This is a genomic window from Frigoribacterium sp. Leaf415 (genome assembly GCF_001424645.1).
GTDB lineage: Bacteria > Actinomycetota > Actinomycetes > Actinomycetales > Microbacteriaceae > Frigoribacterium.
In genome coordinates this window covers 2,099,954-2,120,435 of the sequence record NZ_LMQR01000001.1, presented here as the reverse complement: position 1 = coordinate 2,120,435, position 20,482 = coordinate 2,099,954, and the positions used below count along the sequence as shown (strand labels likewise).

Sequence of the window (20,482 nt, the reverse complement as noted above, 5' to 3'; positions counted from 1 at the left end):
CCGTGGCTTGCATCGCACTCGACGCGGCCCTCGCCTCCGGCCCGGGAGGCGCGGGTCACGCCCGTTCGGACCTCGCGTGCGACCCCGGGGGGCGGGTCTCATGAGACGTCGCGCCGCAGCTGGCGCCACCAGCCGAGCCCGAGTGGCAGCACCACCCAGAGCAGCAGGGAGGTGAGGGCCTGGCCGGCGCCGGGGATGTCGCCGGGGCCGTCCGCCCAGCCCGGGTGTGGCTGGGCGAGCCAGGCCGCGAATGCGAGCGTCGAGATCCACGGGGCCGCGGTCGGGACGAGGAGCGCGGCCGCGATGTCGAAGGTGAGCGGCAGCAGCATGGTGACGACGATGGCCAGGGGTGTGTTCAGCAGCAGGGACCCGACGGCCGTGCCGGTCAGGGCCGCTGCGACTGCGAGGGCGACGACTCCGCCGGCGGCCGCCGTCACCGCCCACCAGTCGGTGGTCAACAGCAGGTCGGGGTGCAGAACCACGAACGCGAGTGCCGCAGCGGCGGCCGTGACGAGGGCGACGCCGAGGACGAGCCCGACGATGGCGACGAGGCGTGCTGTGAGGACGAGGAGGCGCCGCGGCGTCTGAGTGAACGTCGAGAGGGCGGACCGTCCGTTCCAGTCGCCCGTCACCGCGAGCACGGCGACGACGGGAAGAAGGACCGTGAGCGGGATGCCGACGCCGCTCACGAAGGTTTCGAGCGACGCGTCGGAGGCCTGGGACAGAGCGACCGCGCCGACGCCGAGAAGTGCGATGGCGGCGAAGAGCCCTCGGGCAGCCCGGGTATCGGTCGCCTTCATGACCTCGATGCGCAAGAGGACGGGCCACGGGGTCATGAGGTCGCTTTCGGAGTGGACGTGGACGTGGACGTGGGCGCGTGAACGGGCACGAGCGGTGACGTCCCCCTCGGGAGCCCCTGTGCCGTGGACGGGCGGGCTGCATGTTCGCCCGAGGTCTGGTCGAGAAAGAACGACTCGAGTGACTGACGCGACTCGGACAGATGGGTCAGCGGGATGCCGAGGGTCACCGAGAGGCGTCCGACGTGATCGGCGGTGGTCGCGGCGGTGAGGCGCGTCGTGGCGTCCCGCCTTCGGCTGACCGTCACCTCGTCGTCGACGAGGGCTCGAACAAGCCGGTCGTCATCCGTGCTGGCGAAGGCGACGTTCGTCAGGCCGGCGGCTCGCGCCGGCCCGGCGTGGACGACTCGGCCTCGGTCGAGGATGACGACGTCGTCGGCGATCGTCTCGATGTCGCCGAGGTGGTGGCTCGACAGCAGGACGCCGCCACCGCCCCGGGCGAAAGCGACGACGAAGTCGTTCAACCAGCGGAGCCCCTCGGGGTCGAGGCCGTTGCCCGGCTCATCGAGGATCAGCGTCGTCGGCTCGCCCAGCAAGGCGACGGCGAGGCCGAGACGCTGACGCATGCCGAGACTCAGTGAACCAACCCGGCGGTCGCCCACACTCGACAAGCCGACGAGACCGAGACACGCGTCGACACGATGCGACGAGACGCCGATCGCCAGTGCAGCGAGGCGAGCTGTCTCGTAGACGGTGCGCCCACCGTGGCCCGCGCTCGCGTCGAGCAGGACACCGACGATGCGACCCGGCCGCTCGATCTCAGCGAAGAGCAGGCCATCGAAGAGCGTGGTGCCGCTCGTCGGGCGGACCAGCCCGAGCATTGCCCGCAGCGTCGTCGACTTGCCTGCCCCGTTCGGCCCGAGCAAAGCCGTCACCCGGCCCGCTCCGGCTTCGAAGCTCACGTCGGCGACGACGACCCGTCGCCCGTAGGTCTTGGTCAGGTTGCGGACCGAGACGGCCGCGCTTTCGCGGACCACGACGTTCACGCGCGAGCGGCGAGGATGAGGATGGACGTCACAGCGCACGCGGACACGAGGAAGAATGCCGCGATCGGTTGCGGTCCTCTGGGCGATCGTCGGGTCGCCAGGCTGAGAAACCAGACGCCGGCGGCCAACGGAATGAATGGCATGGGCCAGTGCTCCATCATCGCGAAGCAGGTCAGGAGGGAGAGCGAGACGGCCAGGCCGGACAAGGCGGTGATCCGGACGCGGGTGGCATGTGCGGACTCGTGCGGGGCAGGCAACAGGACTTCTTCTTTCGTGATGTGAGGTTACGGGGGCGGGGCCTGAGGGCCCCGCCCCCGTAACGGATCAGTGGAAGTAATTCCAGAGTTCCCAAGCCGTCAGCAGATTCGCGATCGCACCCAGGGCGCGCGTCACAGCAGGCCACACGGTCGACACGAATGAGGAGTACGCCTTCTTCGCGCCGTTCACGACGGCTGAGAAGAGCGCAGGAATCTTCTTGAGAGCGTTGAGAAAGGTCGTGAACCTGTTGCGGCTTTCTGGTTCCCCCGACGTAGAGGACACGGGGGATGGCTCGGCGACTCCTGCAGGCGACGTCGCCGTGATCGAGACCGACGCCACGGATGCTTTTGACGCAGTCGCAGTCGCAGTCGCAGCCGACGGTGTGGCGGCCGTGGCGCTCGTGCTGACTCCCAGAATGCCGGGGGAGACTAGGACGGCGACAGCGACTGCCTTGTGCCAGACGGTCCAACGGTTCTTGTTCATGTATTCATCCGTTCTGCTTCCCGAGGTCTCGCCTTTCGGGACCTCGGGATGGGGCCGGGTCGGGTGCAACCGTCCGGCTCCGACGCGGGTGGGCCTCGTGCTCGCCCGCGTCACTAATATGTCTCCTCTGTCATTGCGGATGCAAGGGCAAAGATGCACCTGTGAAAACTTCGGGCCGCGTCACCGTCCGAGTGGTATCGAGGTGCGCGGCCTCGGGTCTCGCCCCGGCGGGCGCCTCGGGATCGAAGTCGGCGGACTCAGGCTGCGTGGGCTGGTTCTGCATCATCCCGGAAGGCGCAGCAAGGGGGATGGATGTCTCCTCATGGCGGGTCGGAGCTGCGGTGCCGTGCTGCCTGCCATCCTGGGCAGCCTGCGCTCGACGAACGCGACGCCCGGCTGCCGGGCCGACCCGCGCCTTCTGCCCCGCGGGCCCGTCGGGATGTCGCGACTTGCCGCTCACGTTCAGAGGTAAGCGGCAAGTCGTGACATCTCGACGACTCGTCCTCAGGGCGCGGCCCGCGGGAGCCGTCCAGACGGGGCATGTATCTTCATGTCGAGAGACTTCTGCGCGGTAGCGTAGGGGCAGCACCACCGAGCACACGCATGCCCGACCACGAGGGAGCACCTGCCGCATGGCGAAGATCATCTACACGCTGACCGACGAGGCGCCGATGCTGGCGACCTACTCGTTCCTGCCCATCATCCAGGCCTACGCCAAGACCGCGGGGGTCGACGTCGAGACCCGCGACATCTCGCTGGCGGCCCGCATCATCAGCCAGTTCCCCGAGCGCCTCACCGACGAGCAGCGCCAGGGCGACGCTCTGGCCGAGTTGGGAGCCCTGGCGAAGACGCCAGAGGCCAACATCATCAAGCTGCCGAACATCTCGGCCTCGATGCCGCAGCTCAAGGCCGCGGTGGCAGAGCTCCGGTCGCAGGGCTACGACCTCCCCGAGTACCCCGACTCTCCGTCGACCGACGCCGAGCGCGACGTCAAGGCCCGCTACGACAAGGTCAAGGGCAGCGCGGTCAACCCCGTGCTGCGCGAGGGCAACAGCGACCGCCGCGCCCCCCTGTCGGTCAAGAACTACGCCCGCAAGCACCCGCACCGCATGGGCGCCTGGACGGCCGACTCGAAGACGAACGTCGCGACCATGGGCGTCGACGACTTCCGCTCGAACGAGAAGACCGTCGTCATCCCCGCCGACGACACCCTCCGCATCGAGTTCGTCGGCGCCGACGGCGAGACCCGCGTGCTGCGCGAGTCGATCCCCGTGCTGGCCGGCGAGGTCGTCGACGGCACCGTGCTGCACGTCGCCGCGCTGCACGAGTTCCTCGCCGCACAGATCGCCCGGGCCGAGGCCGAGGGCGTCCTGTTCTCGGTGCACCTCAAGGCCACGATGATGAAGATCAGCGACCCGATCCTCTTCGGTCACGTGATCCGCGCGTTCTTCCCGCGGGTGTTCGAGCAGTACGGTGCCGACCTGAAGGCCGCCGGGCTCGACCCCGCGAACGGCCTCAACGGCATCCTGCAGGGCCTCGCGGCGCTGCCGAACGGCGACGAGATCAAGGCCGCGTTCGACCAGGGCATCGCCGACGGACCCGACCTGGCCATGGTCGACTCCGACAAGGGCGTCACGAACCTGCACGTGCCGAGCGACGTCATCGTCGACGCGTCGATGCCCGCCATGATCCGCACCTCGGGTCACATGTGGGGCCCCGACGGTGGCGAGCACGACACCCTCGCGGTCATCCCCGACTCGAGCTACGCCGGCATCTACCAGGCCGTGCTCGACGACTGCCGCGCGAACGGCGCCTTCGACCCCGCCACCATGGGCTCGGTGCCCAACGTCGGCCTCATGGCGCAGGCCGCCGAAGAGTACGGCTCGCACGACAAGACCTTCGAGGTGCCCGGCGACGGGACCGTCCGCGTCGTGAACCAGGCCGGCGAGACGCTGATCGAGCACGAGGTCGCCACGGGCGACATCTGGCGTGCCTGCCAGACGAAGGACGTCCCGATCCGCGACTGGGTCAAGCTCGCGGTCACCCGTGCGCGCGCCAGCCGGACGCCCGCCGTGTTCTGGCTCGACGAGACCCGTGCCCACGACGCCACCCTGATCGGGCTCGTGCGCACCTACCTCGCCGAGCACGACACCGAGGGCCTGCAGATCGAGATCCTCTCGCCCGTCGACGCGATGGCGTTCTCGCTCGAGCGCATCCGCCGCGGCGACGACACCATCTCGGTCACCGGCAACGTGCTGCGCGACTACCTGACCGACCTGTTCCCCATCATGGAGCTCGGCACCTCGGCCAAGATGCTGTCCGTCGTTCCGCTGATCAACGGCGGCGGTCTGTTCGAGACCGGTGCCGGCGGCTCGGCCCCGAAGCACGTCTCGCAGCTCGTCGAGCAGGACTACCTGCGCTGGGACAGCCTGGGCGAGTTCCTCGCCCTCGCCGTCAGCTTCGAGCACCTCGCGACGTCGACCGACAACGCGCGGGCGCAGATCCTCGCCGACACGCTCGACCGCGCCACCGGCACCTTCCTCGACGAGAACAAGTCGCCCGGCCGCAAGCTCGGCTCGATCGACAACCGCGGCAGCCACTTCTACCTGGCCAAGTACTGGGCCGACGAGCTCGCCGCCCAGACCGGCGACGCCGAACTGGCCGCGGCGTTCGCCGGGCTGGCCGCCAGCCTCGGAGGGGCCGAAGAGGCGATCGTCGCCGAGCTGATCGCACCCCAGGGCACGGCCGTCGACATCGGGGGCTACTACCACCCCGACGCCGCCAAGACCGAGGCCGTGATGCGCCCGTCGCACACGCTGAACGAGGCGCTCGCGACGCTGTAGGGCGCGAAGCTCTCGAGAGCAGGAGGCGCGGTGCCGGCTGGCACCGCGCCTCCCGTCGTCCGTCGGGTCCCGGGCCAATGGCGGGCCCGGGTATCACCGTCAGGATCGAGTGGGCAGAAGATGTTCTTCGTCGGGCGCCGAGCAGCATCTTCTGCCCACCCGGCGCTCTGGGCGGGGTGGGTCGAGCGGGCAGGCGTCAGGGGTGCAGGGCGTGGCGGGCGGTGGCGCGGACGGCGTCGGTGACGGCGTCGAGGAGGGGTGAGGCGAGCGTCCAGCGCTGCCAGAAGAGGGGCACGTCGACCAGGTCGGCGGCGGCCAGCTCGACCAGGCGGCCGGCGTCGAGTTCGGGGCCGGCCTGGGCCTCGGGGAGCATGCCCCAGCCGAGGCCGAGCACGACGGCCCGGGCGAAGTCGGCCGACGCGGGCACGTGGTGCCGGGGCGCGAGCGGCTCACGGCCCGTGAGGCGTCGCACGAAGTCGTGCTGCAGGTCGTCCGTGCGGTCGAAGACCACCATCGGGGCACGGTCGAGCCTCCGATGGTCCAGCCTCCCGTGGTCGGGCCGCCCGTGGTCGAGCGACCCGCGCGCGGACGTCTCCGGGCCGTCCGGCCCGCCGCCCAGCCACCGCTCGACGAATCCGGGGCTCGCGACGGCCCGGTACCGCATGACGCCGAGCGGCTCCGAGCTGCACCCCTGCACGGGCTCCCGGGTCGCGGTGACCGCGGCGAGCACGTCTCCCGACCGCAGCAGCTCGGCCGTGTGCTGCTGATCGGCTCGGCGCAGGTCGAACACCACCGGCACGGTCGGCGGGACGGCGGCCAACGCGTCGAGGAACCAGGTCGCCGTCGAGTCGGCGTTGACGGCGATCGGCAGGGTCGTGGGGACGGGATCGTCGGAGGCGCGGTCGGCGTCGTCGCCTCCGTCGAGCCCGCCCCCGCCGAGCCGCGCGAGCGCGTCCGAGGTGAGCAGGTCGACCTGGCGCGCGTGGCGGAGCAGCACGTCGCCGGCGTCGGTCGTGGTGACCGGCGTGGTGCGCCGCAGCAGCACCTGCCCGGCCGCACGCTCGAGCTGCTTGATGCGCTGCGACACGGCGGACTGCGTCACGTGCAGGCGTCGCGCGGCCGCCTCGAAGGTGCCCTCGTCGACGATCGTGCGCAGGGTGTCCAGCTGGTCGAGTGCGAAGCGGGTCATGAGCACAGCTTATGCAGCATCGAGAACATGAGTTGGTGCGATGCCCCGGGGCGGCCCTAGCGTGGCGTCATGACCTTCGCGACCATGCTTCCCGCCGTCCTGTTCGGCTTCGGCACGAGCCTCGCCCTGATCGTCGCGATCGGTGCCCAGAACGCCTACGTGCTGCGCGTCGGGCTCCAGGCCGTGACCCGCGTCGGCGTGCCCGTCGTCGTGGTCTGCGCCGTGAGTGACGCCGTGCTGATCAGCGCCGGGGTGGCCGGGGTCGGAGCGCTCGTCGAGGCGGCACCGCAGGCGGTGGTCGTCGTCCAGCTCGTCGGGGCCGGGTTCCTGCTGGTCTACGGCGCGTTCGCCGCGAAGCGGGCGATCCGCCCGGTCGGAGCGCTGACGGTCGACGTCACGCCGGAGTCGGCTCGAGTCGGCGTCACCGCAGGAGGCGCGGTGCCGGCCGACGGCGCCCCACCCGTCGCGCAGGGCCCCCGCCCACCGGCTGCCGGGCGCGCCGACTCGCCCGCCCGGGTCGTCCCGGCCGTCCTCGGTGCCCTCGCCTTCACCTGGCTCAACCCCCACACCTACCTCGACACGATCGTCTTCCTCGGCTCGGTCGCGAACCACCAGCCGCCCGAGCTGCGCTGGTGGTTTGCAGCTGGGGCGATCACGGGGAGTCTCGTGTGGTTCTCGGCGCTGGGGTTCGGCGCGCGCCTCCTGCGTCCCCTGTTCGCGAAGCCGGTCGCCTGGCGGGTCCTCGACGCGGTGATCGCCGTCGTCATGGTGGCCCTCGGGCTGCGGCTGCTGTTCGGACTCTGACGGCCTCGTCCCGGCCGGATCGCGAACCCGGCCGGATCGCGAACCCGACCGGATCGCTACCGGTACACCTCGCGGCGGTGCGCGACCGCCAGGACGAGCACGATGAGGCGGCCGTCTTCGATGTCGTAGACCACGCGGTGGTCACCGACGCGCACACGCCAGGCTCCGCCGCTGGCGACGAGCGGCTTCGCCGCCGGTGGCCGGGGATCGTCGGCGAGCAGTTCGATGGCCGCCTGGAGGCGACGCCGGGCCTGCGGGTCGAACTTTCGCAGCTGACGAGCGGCCGCGGGGGAGAGCTGGACGTCGTACCTCACGTCAGTCCGAGTTCGGCTTTCACCTCGGCCCAGGGCACGGGGGTGGCGGCGGTCTCGGCCATCTCGCGGCGGGCCTCGACGGCGGCCGCGGCGTCGGCGGCGTCCTCGGCGAGTTCGAGCAGTCGGTCGAAGTCTTCGGCGTCGACGATGGCGACGACACGATGACCTCGGCGCGACAGGTAGACGGGTTCGTGACGGAGGTGGGCGCGGTCGACGAGGGCACCGAGCTGGCGCTTGGCATCGGAGACGGCGAGGACGTCGGACATGATCAAGAAGTTAGCAGATGATCGTTTTGATCATTTGGGCAGGCCTGAACTTGCGTTCTCACCCGCCCTGACGTCAGACCAGACGCTCGGCGATGGCTCGCTGCCAGCGGACGAGCATCACCCGCGCGTAGTGCACCGCCGACACGTAGTGGAACACCAGCCCGACCAGGAAGACCAGGTACCCGACGCCGATGACGGCCGTCCACTCGGGGCCGCCGAGCGCGACGCCGAGCAGCAGCACCGCGAGGCCGACGAAGCACAGCCCGGTGCGCAGCCGCCCGGCCCACCACACCGGCAGCGCCGGGTCGCCGCGGAAGGCCAGCACGGCGCCGACGGCGAGCAGCACGTCGGGCACCATCAGCAGCACGGCCTCCTGCCAGCCGAAGACGTCGGCCGTCGCGAACGCCACGGCCACCACGACCACGGTCAACCGGTCGGCCACCGGGTCGAGCCACGACCCGAGCACCGAGACGGAGTCGGTGCGCCGGGCCACGAACCCGTCGAGCCAGTCGGTCGCGAACACGACCGCGATCACGACGAGGGCCGGCCACCAGAGCTCGGCGATCAGAAGACCGGCGAAGACCGGCAACAGCAGGAGGCGCGCAGCCGTGATCGCGTTGGGCACGGTCCGCCAGTCGTCCACCTCGAAGAGGCGGTGGCGCAGGGCTCCGAGCCGACGGGACGACAGGTGCTCCGCGACGAACTCGCCAGACGCGGCCGCACCCGCGACGACGGGATCGGCCACGGCGTGCCCGGCCGCGTGGACGGCGGACGCGACGGGCCCGCGGTCGTCGACCCGCGCCTCCTCGTCCGCGGCGTCGTCAAGGGTCTCCGCGTCGTCGCGGGCCTGCGCGTCGTCGGCCGCGACCGTCTCGTCGACGGTGCCGTCCGCCGTGTCGGCCGCGGCGGCCCGACGTCGGCGCACGAGCCGCACGACGAACACGATCGCGACGATCACCGCGGCACCGATCAGCGCCCACGACGAGAACTGCCCGAGGTACTCCTGCGCCGCTTCGAGCGAGGACCGCAGCAGGAACCCGATGCCGACGTAGACGGCGGCCCAGGTCAACGCCCCGCCGAACGACGCGGGCAGGAACGACCGGTAGGGCACCTTCGCGACCCCGGCCGCCGCCGGCGTGAGGGTGCGGACCACGGGCACGAGGCGGGTGAGGAAGACCGCGGCCGCCCCTCGCCGCTCGAGGACGGCGACGGCACGGTCCCAGCTGTCGACGCCGATCCGGCGGATGATGCGCGTGTCCCGGAACCCCGTGCCGAAGCGGCGTCCGAGCAGGTAGCCGACGTGGTCGCCGAGCGAACCACCGATCGCGACCGAGACGAAGAACGCGACCGCCGGCCAGGGGTCGTCGAAGGTCGCGGCGAGCAGCAGCACGATCGTCTCGCCCGGCACGAAGACGCCGAGGCCCAGCCCGGACTCCGTGAACGCGAACAGGGCGCCCAACGCCCAGACGAGCGGGGTCGGCAGAGACGAGCCCATGTCGGTGATCCACCCGATGAGGTCCATCCCGCCAGGCTAGGGGAGGGGTGCTGAGGGGTACGTCGCGCCGGGTGGGCCGGGTCGAGATGTCACGACGTGCCGCTCATGTCGAGACGTGAGCGGCATGTCGTGACATCTCGCTGCGGCGGTAGGGTCGCCGCATGGTCAGCTTCGCGGACAAGCCCGTGCTCGACGTGACGGTCGAGCAGTGGCGCGAGTACCTCGAGGGCGACCCCGACGTGGGTGGGGTGCGACTGACGCTCCGAAAGGTGCGGTCGACGAAGCCCGGCATGACCTGGTCCGAGGCGCTCGACGTCGCCCTCTGCCATGGCTGGATCGACGGCCAGACCAGTCGGCTCGACGACGACTTCACGCTCACCGCGTTCCAACCGCGGCGGAAGAACAGCCCGTGGTCCCAGGTGAACCGCGAGCACGTCGCCCGTCTGGTCGCCGAAGGGCGCATGACCCCGGCGGGGCAGGCCGAGGTCGACAGGGCGAAGGCCGACGGGCGCTGGGACGCCGCCTACCGCCAGAAGGACGCCGCGCCTCCGGACGACCTGCAGGCCGCACTCGACGCCGATCCGGCGGCGGCCGCCCACTTCGCGTCGCTGACGAAGACCGAGCGGTTCCGGGTGTACTTCCGGCTGGCCTCGCTCAAGCGGCCCGAGACCCGCGCGGCGCGCATCCGCGACGTGGTCGCGGCGGCTGCCCGCGGCGAGCAGCACTACCGCTGAGCGGGTCCGGGCCGCGCGCTGGCTCGGGCCGGATGTTCCGGGGGCCTACGCCGCCACGAAGTGGACACCGCGCCACGACTAGACGTGGTGCGGTGTCCACATCCTGGCGGTGTGGATGGGTGGAGGGCGGGACGTGACGGTGCGGCGGCGGCGCGACGTGCCGAGCGCAGGAGGCGCGGGTCGCGTCAGTTGCGCGAGCGCTGCTTCCAGAAGCGGCCGGCCAGGCGCGCCAGACCGACCAGCGCGAGCGACAGCACGGCGAGGGCCACCAGCAGCACGACCATGTAGACCGCCACGGGGCCGTAGCCGCCCAGCGCCTCCGGGTCGTAGAAGGGGTACGGGTAGAACGACGTGACGGCGCCGCGGACGAGCGAGTACACGCTGTACGCCACGGGCACGACGAGCCCGATGGCGGCGGCCGACCACGGCAGGCGGCGACCGGCGGGCAGCACGAGCCAGTCGACCAGCACGGCGACGGGCATCGCCATGTGCACGACGACGTTGACCCAGGGCAGCACGCCCCCGGCCACGTCGGTCAGCAGCACGTTGAAGACGAGGCCGACGAACACCATGTTCACGACCGAGACGAGCCGCACGGTGTCCCACGCACGGCTGCCGGGGCGACGGCGGAGGGTGCGGACTCCGCCGACGACGAAGACCACGACGGCGAACAGGTTGCTGAGGTTCGTGAAGAACGAGAAGAAGTTGACGACGCTGTAGTCGTTCTCGAGCGTGTTCGCGAACTGGGCGGCGACGGCCACGAGTGCGAGCGCCCCGAAGACGAACCGGTACGGGACCATGAGCTGAGCGCGCGTCATGTCCTCACCCTAGTGAGGCGGCGGCGGGGGTGGGGTGGGCGTGGTCGCGCGGGCGGGCGTGCCGCCGCCGGCGGGGCGGGCGCGCCGGGGCCTGCGGGGCGGGCGTGTTCGTCGGTGGCGGGCGAGTCCACCGGCCCGTGTCGCCCGAACACGCCCGCCGTGCGGGCCGGCGGCCGGGTCAGGCCTGCTCGATCTTCTCGATCAGGGTCGCCTTGGTGTACCGCGACACGTTCGTGATGCCCTTGGTCCGGGCGAGGGCGCGCAGCGCGACGAGCGTCTGCGCGTGCAGGTCGACGTGGGCGTCGTGGCCGTCGGGCAGCTGCACGGTGGTCTCGTCGACCTCGGGCAGGGGCGGGGTGTAGATCGAGCGCGGCTCGGCCGGGGTGGCGGTCGACGACGACGACGACGACCCCTTCGAGGCCTGCCCTGCGGCCTGCCCCGCACCCTTCGCCGTCTTCTTCGCGTCCTTCAGCCCGGCGGCGGCGTCGTCGAGCGCGTTCTCGAGCGGCTTCACCGAGGGGCGGGCCTTCTTGGCGAGCTTCTTCGCGCGGCGCTTGGCCTCGGCGACGGCTGTCCGGGCGTCGGTGACGGCGTCCTCGGCCTTGTCGTAGGCCTTGGCGGCGGATTTCTTGAGCTTCTTCTGGTCGGCCACGGGATGGGCCCCTCTCTCGAACGTGCGGAAATCGTGCGTCCGAGCGTGGCACGGCCGCCTGGGACGGTTGTCAGTCGACCTGTGACGCCTTGCCGTTCGCCATGCGGTCCCGTTCGGCTCGCAGCGACTCGATCGTCTCGGGATCGAGGAAGTCCACGAACGGGTTCGGCTGCCCCGTCCGGGTGGCGACGACGTCGGTGTACGTGGTCGCGGCGCGGCGGACCTTCGCCGTGGCGCGACCGAGCCGTTTGGACGACGACGACTTCGCCGTGACGACCTCGGCGTGGTGCTCCAGGGCGTGGACGAGCTCGGCGAGTGCTGTCGGGATCTTCTTGGCCATGCGGGGGCCTCTCGGCTGAGGGGAACGGGGGCAGGGCGCCGCGGACCGGTCGGGACGGTCGCGGACGTCGACCGGATCATTCCCCCACCCGGAGAACGGCAGGTGAACGGACCCTGAGCGCCGGTTCGACGGGGCTAGGCTCGCCTGCCATGACGAGCGCTCGGGTGTGGCTGCTCGACCTCGACCGCGATCCGGACGCCGGGGGGCCGACGGCACAGGAGGTCTGCGACGAGCACGAGTCGGCCCGAGCGGCGGCCTTCGCGGACGCGACCGACGCTCGTCGGTACCTGGCCGCCCATCGTGCGCTGCGCCTCCTGGTCTCGTCCTGCACCGGCCGCGACGCCGCGAGCCTCGTCTTCGACCGGGAGCCGTGCCGGGGCTGCGGCGGGCGGCACGGTCGTCCGGTGCTGCGGCCACCGGGCGACCTGCACGTGAGCCTCAGCCGCAGCGGTCGTTGGGCGGCCGTGGCGCTGCGGGCCGGGGCGCCCGTCGGCGTCGACGTCGAACGGGCCCGCCCGACCGGTGCACTGGAGCACCTCCGATCCGACGTGACCCCCGAGGACGGCGAGGTCGACGTGCTGCGCGCCTGGGTGCGGAAGGAGGCGCTGCTGAAGTCGACCGGGGAGGGCCTGACCACCGCGATGTCCGCGATCCGGCTGTCCCGGCTGCCCGACGGCACGACGACGGACGGCCGTCGCGGGACGGTCCACGACGTGGAGTCGATGGCCGACGTCGTCCTCGCGGTCGCCGGCGTCGGGCTGTCCCGCCCCGTGTTCACCGACGCGTCACCTGACGTCCCTAGCGTGCGGCCGTGAGCCAGACCCTGCCCGGCGTGATCGCCGGCTCGCCCGACGCCCCCGCGGGCCGCACCCTCGTCGACGTGCTGCGGGAGACCGCGCTCGCCCACCCCGACGCCTCGGCGCTCGAGGACGAGCGAGGCGCCCTGAGCTACGCCGAGCTCGTCGTCCGCGTCGAGGCCGCCGCGCGCGCGCTCGCCGACGCCGGCGTGCAACGCGGTGATCGGGTCGGCGTGCGCATGCCGTCGGGCGACTCGTCGCTCTACCTGACGATCCTCGGCGTCCTGGCCGCCGGGGCCGCCTACGTGCCGGTCGACGCCGACGACCCGGACGAGCGGGCCGCACTGGTCTTCGGCGAGGCCGGCATCGTGGGCATCGTCTCGGCGGGTGGCCGCTTCACCCCGCGCGACGCCGATCGACCCGCGAGCCTCGTGCTCGCCGCACCGGCCGCCCACGTCAGCGGACGGGGCGCGGCGCTCGCCGACGCCGACCGGCTGCCGACTCCCGCCGACGACGCCTGGGTCATCTTCACCTCGGGCTCGACCGGCACGCCGAAGGGCGTCGCCGCGAGTCACCGTTCGGCGGCCGCCCTCGCCGACGCCGAGGCGCGGATGTTCCTGTCGTCGCCGGGCGTCGAGCCCCTCGGGCCGGGCGACCGGGTGCTGGCCGGGCTGTCGGTCGCGTTCGACGCCTCGTGCGAGGAGATGTGGCTCGCCTGGCGCAGCGGCGCCTGCCTGGTGCCGGCCCCGCGCAGCCTCGTGCGGTCCGGGGCCGACCTCGGTCCGTGGCTCGTCACGCACGGCATCACCGTCGTGTCGACCGTGCCGACGCTCGCCGCCCTCTGGCCCGACGAGGCCCTCGAGAGCGTGCGGCTGCTGATCTTCGGCGGTGAGGCGCTGCCGCCCGAGATCGTCGACCGGGTGGTCGGCGACGACCGCGAGGTGTGGAACACCTACGGGCCGACCGAGTCGACGGTCGTCGCCACGGGGGCGCTGGTCCGAGCCGGCGAGACCGTGCGCATCGGGTTGCCGCTCGACGGCTGGGACGTCGCGGTCGTCGACGCGGCCGGCGAGCCCGTCGCCGAGGGCGAGGTCGGCGAGCTGATCATCGGCGGCGTCGGCCTGGCCCGCTACCTCGACCCCGCCAAGGACGCCGAGAAGTACGCCCCGCACGAGCAGCTCGGCTGGCAGCGCGCCTATCGCAGCGGCGACCTGGTGCGGTTCGACCGGGCCGGGCTCGTGTTCCAGGGGCGGGCCGACGACCAGGTCAAGGTCGGCGGTCGCCGCATCGAGCTCGGTGAGATCGAGACCGCGCTGCAGGCCCTGCCCGGGGTGGGCGGCGCCGCCGCGGCGGTGCGGACCACGGAGGCCGGCAACCAGGTGCTCGTCGGCTACCTCGCGGTCGCCTCGGCCGAGACGTTCGACCGAGGCGCCGCCCTCGCCCGCCTCCGGGACGAGCTCCCGGCCGCCCTGGTGCCGCTGCTGGCGCTGGTCACCGGCGATCTGCCGACCAAGACGTCGGGCAAGATCGACCGCGACGCGCTCCCGTGGCCGTTGGTCGACGCGACGACCGGTGCCGACGGTGCCGGCGGCGGGCCCGACGGTGCCGGGTCGATGACCGCGGTCGAGCAGCTCGTCGCCGAACGCTGGCGCGAGGTGCTCGGCGTGCCCGTCCCCGACGCCGACGCGAACTTCTTCGACCTCGGCGGGGGATCGCTGGCCGCCGCGCAGCTCGTGGCCCGGCTGCGCGAGCTCGACCCCGAGTTCACCGTCGCCGAGATCTACTCGCACCCCCGGCTCGGCGCCCTGGCCGAGGCCCTGTCCGTGGCGGACGTCGACGACGACGCCCCGCCCGCCGAGTACCACCGGTCGGTGCCGACCCCGCGACGCACGCAATGGCTGCAGACCCTGCTCGGGGTGCCCCTCCTCGTGCTGTCGGGCGCGCGCTGGCTGACCTACGCCCTGACCGCGAGCACCGTGCTGCGCTGGTGGAGCGGATTCGACGCCCTCCCCGCGGTCGACGGCCGGCTGCTCGTCGTCGCGATCGTCGTGTTCGTGACCCCGCCGGGACGCATGGCGATCTCGGTGCTGGCCTCGCGCCTCCTTCTCCGGGGGGTGGAGGCGGGCGATCATCCGCGCGGCGGCAGCGTGCACCTCAGGCTCTGGCTGGCCGAGCAGGTCGCGCACCAGATCGGGGCGGTCGGGCTCGCCGGCGCCCCGTGGATCAGCTACTACGCGCGTGCCCTCGGCGCCCGCATCGCGCCCGACGTCGACCTGCACGCCCTGCCGCCCGTCACCGGCATGCTGCGCATCGGTCGCGGGGCGTCGATCGAGCCCGAGGTCGACCTGGCCGGCCATTGGATCGACGGCGACGTCGTGCGCATCGGGGCGATCCGCATCGGTGCGGGCAGCACGATCGGCATGCGCAGCACCCTGCTCCCCGGCACCCGCATCGGCAAGAACGCCTCGATCGCGCCCGGGTCGGCGGTCTTCGGACGGGTGCCCTCGGGACAGCACTGGGCCGGTTCGCCGGCCGAGCGCATCGGCCGCACCCGGGCCTGGTGGCCGGAGGATCGGCCGCCCTCGCCCACCCGCTGGTTCGTCGCCTACGGGGCGTCGGCGATCGTCATCGCGTTGCTGCCGGTGGTCTCGGTGGGTGCAGGAGGCGCGGTCGTCGCGCTCGGTGTGCGGGGTGCGAGTTCGCTGATCGACGCGTGGTGGCGCGCCCTCGCCCTCCTGGTGCCGGGCACGCTCGTGGCCGGGCTGGTGGCCGCCGTGCTGGTCGTCGCGCTCACCCGGCTGTGGGCCCTGGGCGTGACGGAGGGCACCTTCGCGGTGCGGTCGAGGGTCGGCTGGCAGGTCTGGAGCACCGAACGCCTGCTCGACCTGTCGCGCACCCTGCTGTTCCCGCTCTACTCGAGCCTGTTCACGCCGGTCTGGCTGCGCCTGCTCGGTGCCGAGATCGGGCGGGACGTCGAGGCGTCGACCGTCCTGCTGCTGCCGTCGATGACCACGGTGCGTGACGGGGCCTTCCTGGCGGACGACACGCTCGTCGCGTCGTACGAACTCGGCGGCGGCTGGCTGCGCGTGGCCCGGGCCGAGATCGGTCGGCGGGCGTTCCTGGGCAACTCGGGAATGACGGCCCCGGGCCACAAGGTGCCGAAGGACGGTCTGGTGGCCGTGCTCTCGTCGGCTCCGCGCAAGTCCAAGGCGGGGTCGTCGTGGCTCGGTTCGCCCGCGGTGCGCCTGCGCCGCACGGTCGCCGTCGCCGACGAGACCCGCACCTTCCGCCCGGCGACGCACCTGCGGGTGGCCCGGGTCGCGTGGGAGCTCAGCCGGATCGTGCCCGTCGTCGTCACCTGCGGCATCGGTCTCGGCCTGGTCGTCGGGCTGTGGGCGCTGGTCGACGCGATCGGGGTCGGTGCGACGGCCGCGCTCAGCGGTGTCGTGATGCTCGCCGTCGGGGCGGCGGCCGCCGGTGTCACGACGCTGGCCAAGTGGGCGCTCGTCGGGCGCATCCGGGCCGGCGAGCACCCGCTCTGGTCGTCGTTCGTCTGGCGCAGCGAGGTGTCCGACACCTTCACCGAGATGTGTGCGGCCCCCTGGTTCGCCCACGCGGCCGCCGGCACCCCGGCCCTCGTCTGGTGGCTGCGCTCGCTCGGTGCCTCGATCGGCCGAGGCGTGTGGACGGACAGCTACTGGTTGCCCGAGGCCGACCTGGTGCGACTCGACGACGCCTCGACCGTGAATCGAGGATGCGTCGTGCAGACGCACCTGTTCCATGATCGAATCATGAGCATGGACACCGTCACCCTGGCCGCCGGATCGACCCTCGGCCCCCACAGCGTCGTGCTGCCCGCGGCCCGCCTCGGCGAGCACGCCACCGTCGGCCCCGCCTCGCTCGTGATGCGGGGAGAGGTCGTCCCCGTCGGCAGCCGGTGGAGCGGCAACCCGATCGGCCCGTGGCGGGACGTCACGTTCGCGGACTACCACGCCGTCAGCCGGTGACCGCTCCGGCGGCGACCGCGGACGGCTACACGCCCGAGAGCGGCAACGACGGCTACGGCGTGCGCTCGTACGACCTCGTGATCGGGTACCGCGTCGCGACGAACCGGTTGGACGGCGTCGCGACGATCACGGTGGTGCCGACCGAGGCCCGGCGCACGCTCGTGTTCGACCTGCTCCGCCTGCGTGCCGCGAAGGTGCGGGTCGACGGGCACAAGGCGCGGCACGCCCAGTCGGCGACGAAGCTGACGGTGACGCTGCCGGACGTGACCGTGCCGGGTGAGCCCGTCGAGGTCGTCGTCGAGTACGCGGGTTCGCCCGCGCCACGTCGCACCCGCTGGGGCACCCTCGGCTGGGAGGAGCTGACCGACGGCGCCCTCGTCGCGTCGCAGCCGAACGGGGCACCGACCTGGTTCCCCTGCAACGACGACCCGGCCGACAAGGCGACCTACCGGGTGCAGGTCACGACCGAGCAGCCCTACGCCGTCGTCGCCCACGGCGAGCTGACCGGTCGGCACACGCGGTCCGGCCGCACGACCTGGGTCTACGAGCAGCCCGAGCCCACGGCGTCCTATCTCGCGACGGTGCAGATCGGCCGCTACGAGTTGGTGCCGGTCGCGCTCGCGGGGGTGCCCGGCGTCTTCGCCGGGGTGCCGGCGATGCGGTCGCGCATCGGTCGTGACTTCGGCGAGGTGGCCGACATGATGGCCTGCTTCGTCGAGCGGTTCGGCCCGTACCCGTTCGCGTCGTACTCGGTGGTCGTCACCGACGACGACCTCGAGATCCCGCTCGAGGCCCAGGGCCTCGCCATCTTCGGGGCGAACCACGCCGACGGGGCGGGCGGGTCGCGTCGGCTGATCGCGCACGAACTGGCGCACCAGTGGTTCGGCAACAGTGTGGGCCTGACGACCTGGCGCGACATCTGGTTGAACGAGGGCTTCGCCTGCTACGCCGAGTGGATCTGGTCCGAGGCCTCGGGCGGTCCGTCGGCCGCGCGCCTCGCCGCCCAGACCCGTGCACGGCTGGACGGCCTGTCCCACGACCTGCTCGTCGGCGACCCCGGCCCCGACCTGATGTTTGACGACCGCGTCTACAAACGCGGAGCCCTCACACTGCACGCCCTGCGGTCGACGATCGGCGACGAGTCGTTCTTCGACGTGTTGCGCGCCTGGACCACCGAGTACCGCCATCGCGTGGCGACCACGGCCGACTTCGTGGCCCTCGCCACGCGCGTCTCGGGCCACCCGGTCGGGCCCCTGCTGCGGCCCTGGCTCGACGAGCGCGTGCTGCCGGTGCTGCCCTAGGTCTCACCGAGATGCCTCGACATGCCGCTCACGTCCGGACGTGAGCGGCATGTCGTGACATCTCGCCGCGGGGCCCCGACACGAGCCCGACACAGCCTGCGGCTACCGTGGGCGGATGACCGATGTCCAGCCGTCCGAGGTGCCCGTGCTCAGCCTGCTGCGCGACCTGGTCGCCGTCGACTCGACCAGCGGCACGTCCGGCGAGGCGGCCGTCCTCCGCCGCGTCGCGCTCGAGTTCGAGGGCGTCGAGGAGGCGCGGGTCGCCTTCGCCCCCGGGGCCGACGGTGAGCCCACGGCGCTCCTCGTCTCGCCGGCGGTCGTCGCCGCCGACAGGCCGCTGCTCGTCTTCGCGTCCCACGCCGACGTCGTGCCGGTGACCGACGCCTCGGCCTGGACCCACGACCCCTTCGCCTCGACCGTCGTCGGTGACCGCCTGCACGGACGGGGCACGTCCGACATGAAGTCCGGTCTCGCAGCCTCGGTCGTCGCCGTGCGTGACCTCCTGCGCCGGGGCGCACCCGTCGCGCTCGCCGTCTCGACGGGCGAGGAGGTCGGCTGCCTCGGGGCTCCCGCCGTCGTCGACCTGCTCGCCGGTCTCCGGGTCGGAGCCGTCGTGATCCCCGAGTCGACCGACGGGCGGGTCGTGCTCGGCCACCGCGGCGCGCTCTGGTTGACCGTGCGCACGTCGGGCGTCGCCGCGCACGGCAGCACGCCCGAGCGGGGCCACAACGCGATCCTCGACCTCGTGGCCGTGCTCGGGCGCCTGGACGACCTGCCGCTCTCGGTGCACGCCGACCTCGGGCGCGAGACGGTCAACGTCGGCGTCGTCTCGGGTGGCAGCGTGCCGAACATCGTGCCGGACGTCTGCGAGGTGCGCATCGACCTGCGGGTCGTCCGCGACGACGTCGGCGAGCTCGTCGGCTGGTGGCGGGACCAGCCCGAGGTGACCGACGTCCGCGTCGACCTCGACCTGGCCGCCGTGTGGACCCCGCGCGACCATCCCTGGCTCGCCGGGCTCGACGCCCCGGTCTCGGAGGCGCCCGCCTCGTACTTCACGGACGCCTCGGTGCTCGTGCGCTCGCTCGACGACGGGGTGCCCGTCGTGGTCTGGGGCCCGGGCGACCCGACCGTCGTGCACACGGTGGACGAGTCCGTGTCGGTCGACGCGGTGCTGAGGGCCGTCGAGCAGTTCGGTCGCGTCGGCGAACGGTGGGCTGCCGAGCACTGATCGACGGCAGGCGGCAGGCGGGCCCGGCGGCCCGGACGGGTCAGGCGGGCTCGGGCACGGGTCAGGCGGGCTCGGAAGCCGTCGACCGCGTGCTCTGTCGTCGGACCAGTCGGGGCGCGAACGAGACGCGCGCGCCTCCTCGTCCGCCGTCGTCGGACCCGCGCAGCGAGAGCAGCCGCAGCGCCTCGCCGGCCATGCGGTCGGTGGGCTGGGCGAGGGTCGTCAGGGCCGGGGTCACGTACGAGGCGAAGACGATGTCGTCGAAGCCCGTGACCTGCAGCTCGTCGGGCACCGACACCGCGAGTTCGCGGGCCGCCCGCAGCACGCCCATGGCGATCAGGTCGTCCGCGCAGACGATGGCGTCCGGGCGGTCGTCGGAGGTGAGCAGCCGGCGGGCCGCCGCGTCGCCGCTGTCGACCGAGTAGTCGCCGAGCACGACCCCGTCGCGCACCTCGCGGATGCCGAGTTCGGCGGACCAGTGACGGAAGCCCCGGAGGCGCAGGGTCGTCGACGAGTTCGTCAGCTCGGAGGTGACGAACGCGGCGGAGCGGGCGCCGGTCTCGGCCAGGTGCGTCAGGACGAGCTTCATCGCCTCGGCGTCGTCGAGGCCGATCCAGTCCGTGCCGGGGACGTCGACCCGGCGGTCGAGCTGCACCAACGGCACGGCCCGGGCGGACGCGGCGACGGCGGCCGCGCTCTCGGTGTCGTGCACGGGGCTGACGACGATGCCGTCGACGTGCCGTTCGATCAGCGACCGCAGGTGCTCGGCCTCGACGGCGGGGTCCTGCCGGGAGTCGCAGAGGAACAGCTGCTTCCCCTCGCCGTGCAGCGCGCTCTCGAGGCTGTCGACCAGGGTCGTGAAGAACGGGTTGAGGATGCTCGGCACGACCATGCCGACCGTGTCGGTGCGTCGGGTGCGCAGGGCGCGGGCGATGCCGTTGCCCGAGTAGCCCAGCTCGTCGGCCGCCTGTCGGACCCGGCCCTCGATCTCGCGGCCGACGGGGCGGGAGGCCGACATGACGCGCGAGACCGTCGCGGGGGAGACGCCCGCCCGGCGGGCGACGTCCGAGATGGTGACGGCGTTCATGGGCTCCTCAGGGCGTGGCCGCC

General features: G+C 72.6%; 18 protein-coding genes. 7 read left to right on the top strand and 11 right to left on the bottom strand.

The window, feature by feature from the left end:
* Positions 1-98: 98 nt before the first annotated feature.
* The 3 genes from ASG28_RS09735 to ASG28_RS16420 all read right to left on the bottom strand — a co-directional run bounded on the left by ASG28_RS09735 (position 99) and on the right by ASG28_RS16420 (position 2,584).
* Positions 99-836, bottom strand: a complete 738-nt coding sequence (locus tag ASG28_RS09735) for an ABC transporter permease (RefSeq protein WP_055974521.1) — start codon at positions 834-836, stop codon at positions 99-101.
* Positions 833-1,834, bottom strand: coding sequence for an ATP-binding cassette domain-containing protein (locus ASG28_RS09730; RefSeq protein WP_082454760.1), 1,002 nt, complete (start codon positions 1,832-1,834; stop codon positions 833-835). The genes ASG28_RS09735 and ASG28_RS09730 overlap by 4 nt, the downstream gene beginning before the upstream one ends.
* Positions 1,835-2,167: 333 nt before the next feature.
* Positions 2,168-2,584 carry a hypothetical protein gene (locus tag ASG28_RS16420; RefSeq protein ID WP_157485690.1) on the bottom strand — a complete coding sequence of 139 codons (417 nt, stop codon included), beginning with the start codon at positions 2,582-2,584 and terminating at the stop codon, positions 2,168-2,170.
* A gap of 632 nt (positions 2,585-3,216) precedes the next feature.
* On the opposite strand from ASG28_RS16420, the gene ASG28_RS09720 reads away from it, so the two are divergent.
* Positions 3,217-5,427, top strand: a complete 2,211-nt coding sequence (locus ASG28_RS09720) for an NADP-dependent isocitrate dehydrogenase (protein ID WP_055974515.1) — start codon at positions 3,217-3,219, stop codon at positions 5,425-5,427.
* 196 nt (positions 5,428-5,623) lie between these two features.
* Here the strand turns inward: ASG28_RS09720 and ASG28_RS09715 are convergent, their stop codons facing one another.
* Positions 5,624-6,616: a LysR family transcriptional regulator ArgP gene (locus tag ASG28_RS09715; RefSeq protein ID WP_055977440.1), complete on the bottom strand. Its 993-nt coding sequence runs from the start codon at positions 6,614-6,616 to the stop codon at positions 5,624-5,626.
* Between the two features lie 69 nt (positions 6,617-6,685).
* Here ASG28_RS09715 and ASG28_RS09710 point away from each other — a divergent pair, with 69 nt between their 5' ends.
* On the top strand, positions 6,686-7,420 hold the full coding sequence (locus ASG28_RS09710) for a LysE/ArgO family amino acid transporter (protein WP_055974512.1): 735 nt from the start codon (positions 6,686-6,688) through the stop codon (positions 7,418-7,420).
* 56 nt (positions 7,421-7,476) lie between these two features.
* On the opposite strand, the gene ASG28_RS09705 is transcribed toward ASG28_RS09710, so the two are convergent.
* The 3 genes from ASG28_RS09705 to ASG28_RS16650 all read right to left on the bottom strand — a co-directional run bounded on the left by ASG28_RS09705 (position 7,477) and on the right by ASG28_RS16650 (position 9,522).
* Positions 7,477-7,734 carry a type II toxin-antitoxin system RelE family toxin gene (locus tag ASG28_RS09705; RefSeq protein WP_055974509.1) on the bottom strand — a complete coding sequence of 86 codons (258 nt, stop codon included), beginning with the start codon at positions 7,732-7,734 and terminating at the stop codon, positions 7,477-7,479.
* Positions 7,731-8,000 (bottom strand): type II toxin-antitoxin system Phd/YefM family antitoxin, encoded by a 270-nt coding sequence (locus tag ASG28_RS09700; RefSeq protein WP_055974507.1) that lies wholly within the window; start codon positions 7,998-8,000, stop codon positions 7,731-7,733. The genes ASG28_RS09705 and ASG28_RS09700 overlap by 4 nt, the downstream gene beginning before the upstream one ends.
* A gap of 73 nt (positions 8,001-8,073) precedes the next feature.
* Positions 8,074-9,522 (bottom strand): CDP-alcohol phosphatidyltransferase family protein, encoded by a 1,449-nt coding sequence (locus tag ASG28_RS16650; RefSeq protein WP_162235706.1) that lies wholly within the window; start codon positions 9,520-9,522, stop codon positions 8,074-8,076.
* Between the two features lie 134 nt (positions 9,523-9,656).
* Between ASG28_RS16650 and ASG28_RS09690 the strand changes: the two genes are divergently transcribed.
* Positions 9,657-10,229 carry a YdeI/OmpD-associated family protein gene (locus ASG28_RS09690; RefSeq protein WP_055974503.1) on the top strand — a complete coding sequence of 191 codons (573 nt, stop codon included), beginning with the start codon at positions 9,657-9,659 and terminating at the stop codon, positions 10,227-10,229.
* 185 nt (positions 10,230-10,414) lie between these two features.
* Here the strand turns inward: ASG28_RS09690 and ASG28_RS09685 are convergent, their stop codons facing one another.
* The 3 genes from ASG28_RS09685 to ASG28_RS09675 all read right to left on the bottom strand — a co-directional run bounded on the left by ASG28_RS09685 (position 10,415) and on the right by ASG28_RS09675 (position 12,039).
* Positions 10,415-11,047, bottom strand: coding sequence for a Pr6Pr family membrane protein (locus ASG28_RS09685; protein WP_055974500.1), 633 nt, complete (start codon positions 11,045-11,047; stop codon positions 10,415-10,417).
* A 178-nt stretch (positions 11,048-11,225) separates the two neighbouring features.
* The gene (locus ASG28_RS09680; protein WP_055974496.1) at positions 11,226-11,699 is read right to left on the bottom strand and encodes a Rho termination factor N-terminal domain-containing protein; all 474 of its coding nucleotides are present in this window, start codon (positions 11,697-11,699) and stop codon (positions 11,226-11,228) included.
* Between the two features lie 70 nt (positions 11,700-11,769).
* Entirely contained in the window at positions 11,770-12,039 is a 270-nt protein-coding gene (locus ASG28_RS09675) for a hypothetical protein (RefSeq protein WP_055974494.1), read from the bottom strand.
* Positions 12,040-12,188: 149 nt separating this feature from the next.
* On the opposite strand from ASG28_RS09675, the gene ASG28_RS09670 reads away from it, so the two are divergent.
* The 4 genes from ASG28_RS09670 (at position 12,189) to ASG28_RS09655 (ending at position 19,372) form a co-directional block, all read left to right on the top strand.
* Positions 12,189-12,854: a 4'-phosphopantetheinyl transferase family protein gene (locus tag ASG28_RS09670; protein WP_055974491.1), complete on the top strand. Its 666-nt coding sequence runs from the start codon at positions 12,189-12,191 to the stop codon at positions 12,852-12,854.
* Complete coding sequence (locus ASG28_RS09665) at positions 12,851-16,843, top strand: Pls/PosA family non-ribosomal peptide synthetase (RefSeq protein ID WP_055974488.1); 3,993 nt, start codon at positions 12,851-12,853, stop codon at positions 16,841-16,843. Before ASG28_RS09670 ends, ASG28_RS09665 begins: the two co-directional genes overlap by 4 nt.
* Positions 16,840-18,144, top strand: a complete 1,305-nt coding sequence (locus ASG28_RS09660; RefSeq protein WP_055974486.1) for a M1 family metallopeptidase — start codon at positions 16,840-16,842, stop codon at positions 18,142-18,144. Before ASG28_RS09665 ends, ASG28_RS09660 begins: the two co-directional genes overlap by 4 nt.
* 115 nt (positions 18,145-18,259) lie before the next feature.
* Positions 18,260-19,372, top strand: coding sequence for a M20 family metallopeptidase (locus ASG28_RS09655; protein WP_082454553.1), 1,113 nt, complete (start codon positions 18,260-18,262; stop codon positions 19,370-19,372).
* A 61-nt stretch (positions 19,373-19,433) separates the two neighbouring features.
* Here ASG28_RS09655 and ASG28_RS09650 read toward each other — a convergent pair whose 3' ends face one another.
* Positions 19,434-20,459 (bottom strand): LacI family DNA-binding transcriptional regulator, encoded by a 1,026-nt coding sequence (locus tag ASG28_RS09650; protein ID WP_055974484.1) that lies wholly within the window; start codon positions 20,457-20,459, stop codon positions 19,434-19,436.
* Positions 20,460-20,482: the final 23 nt, after the last annotated feature.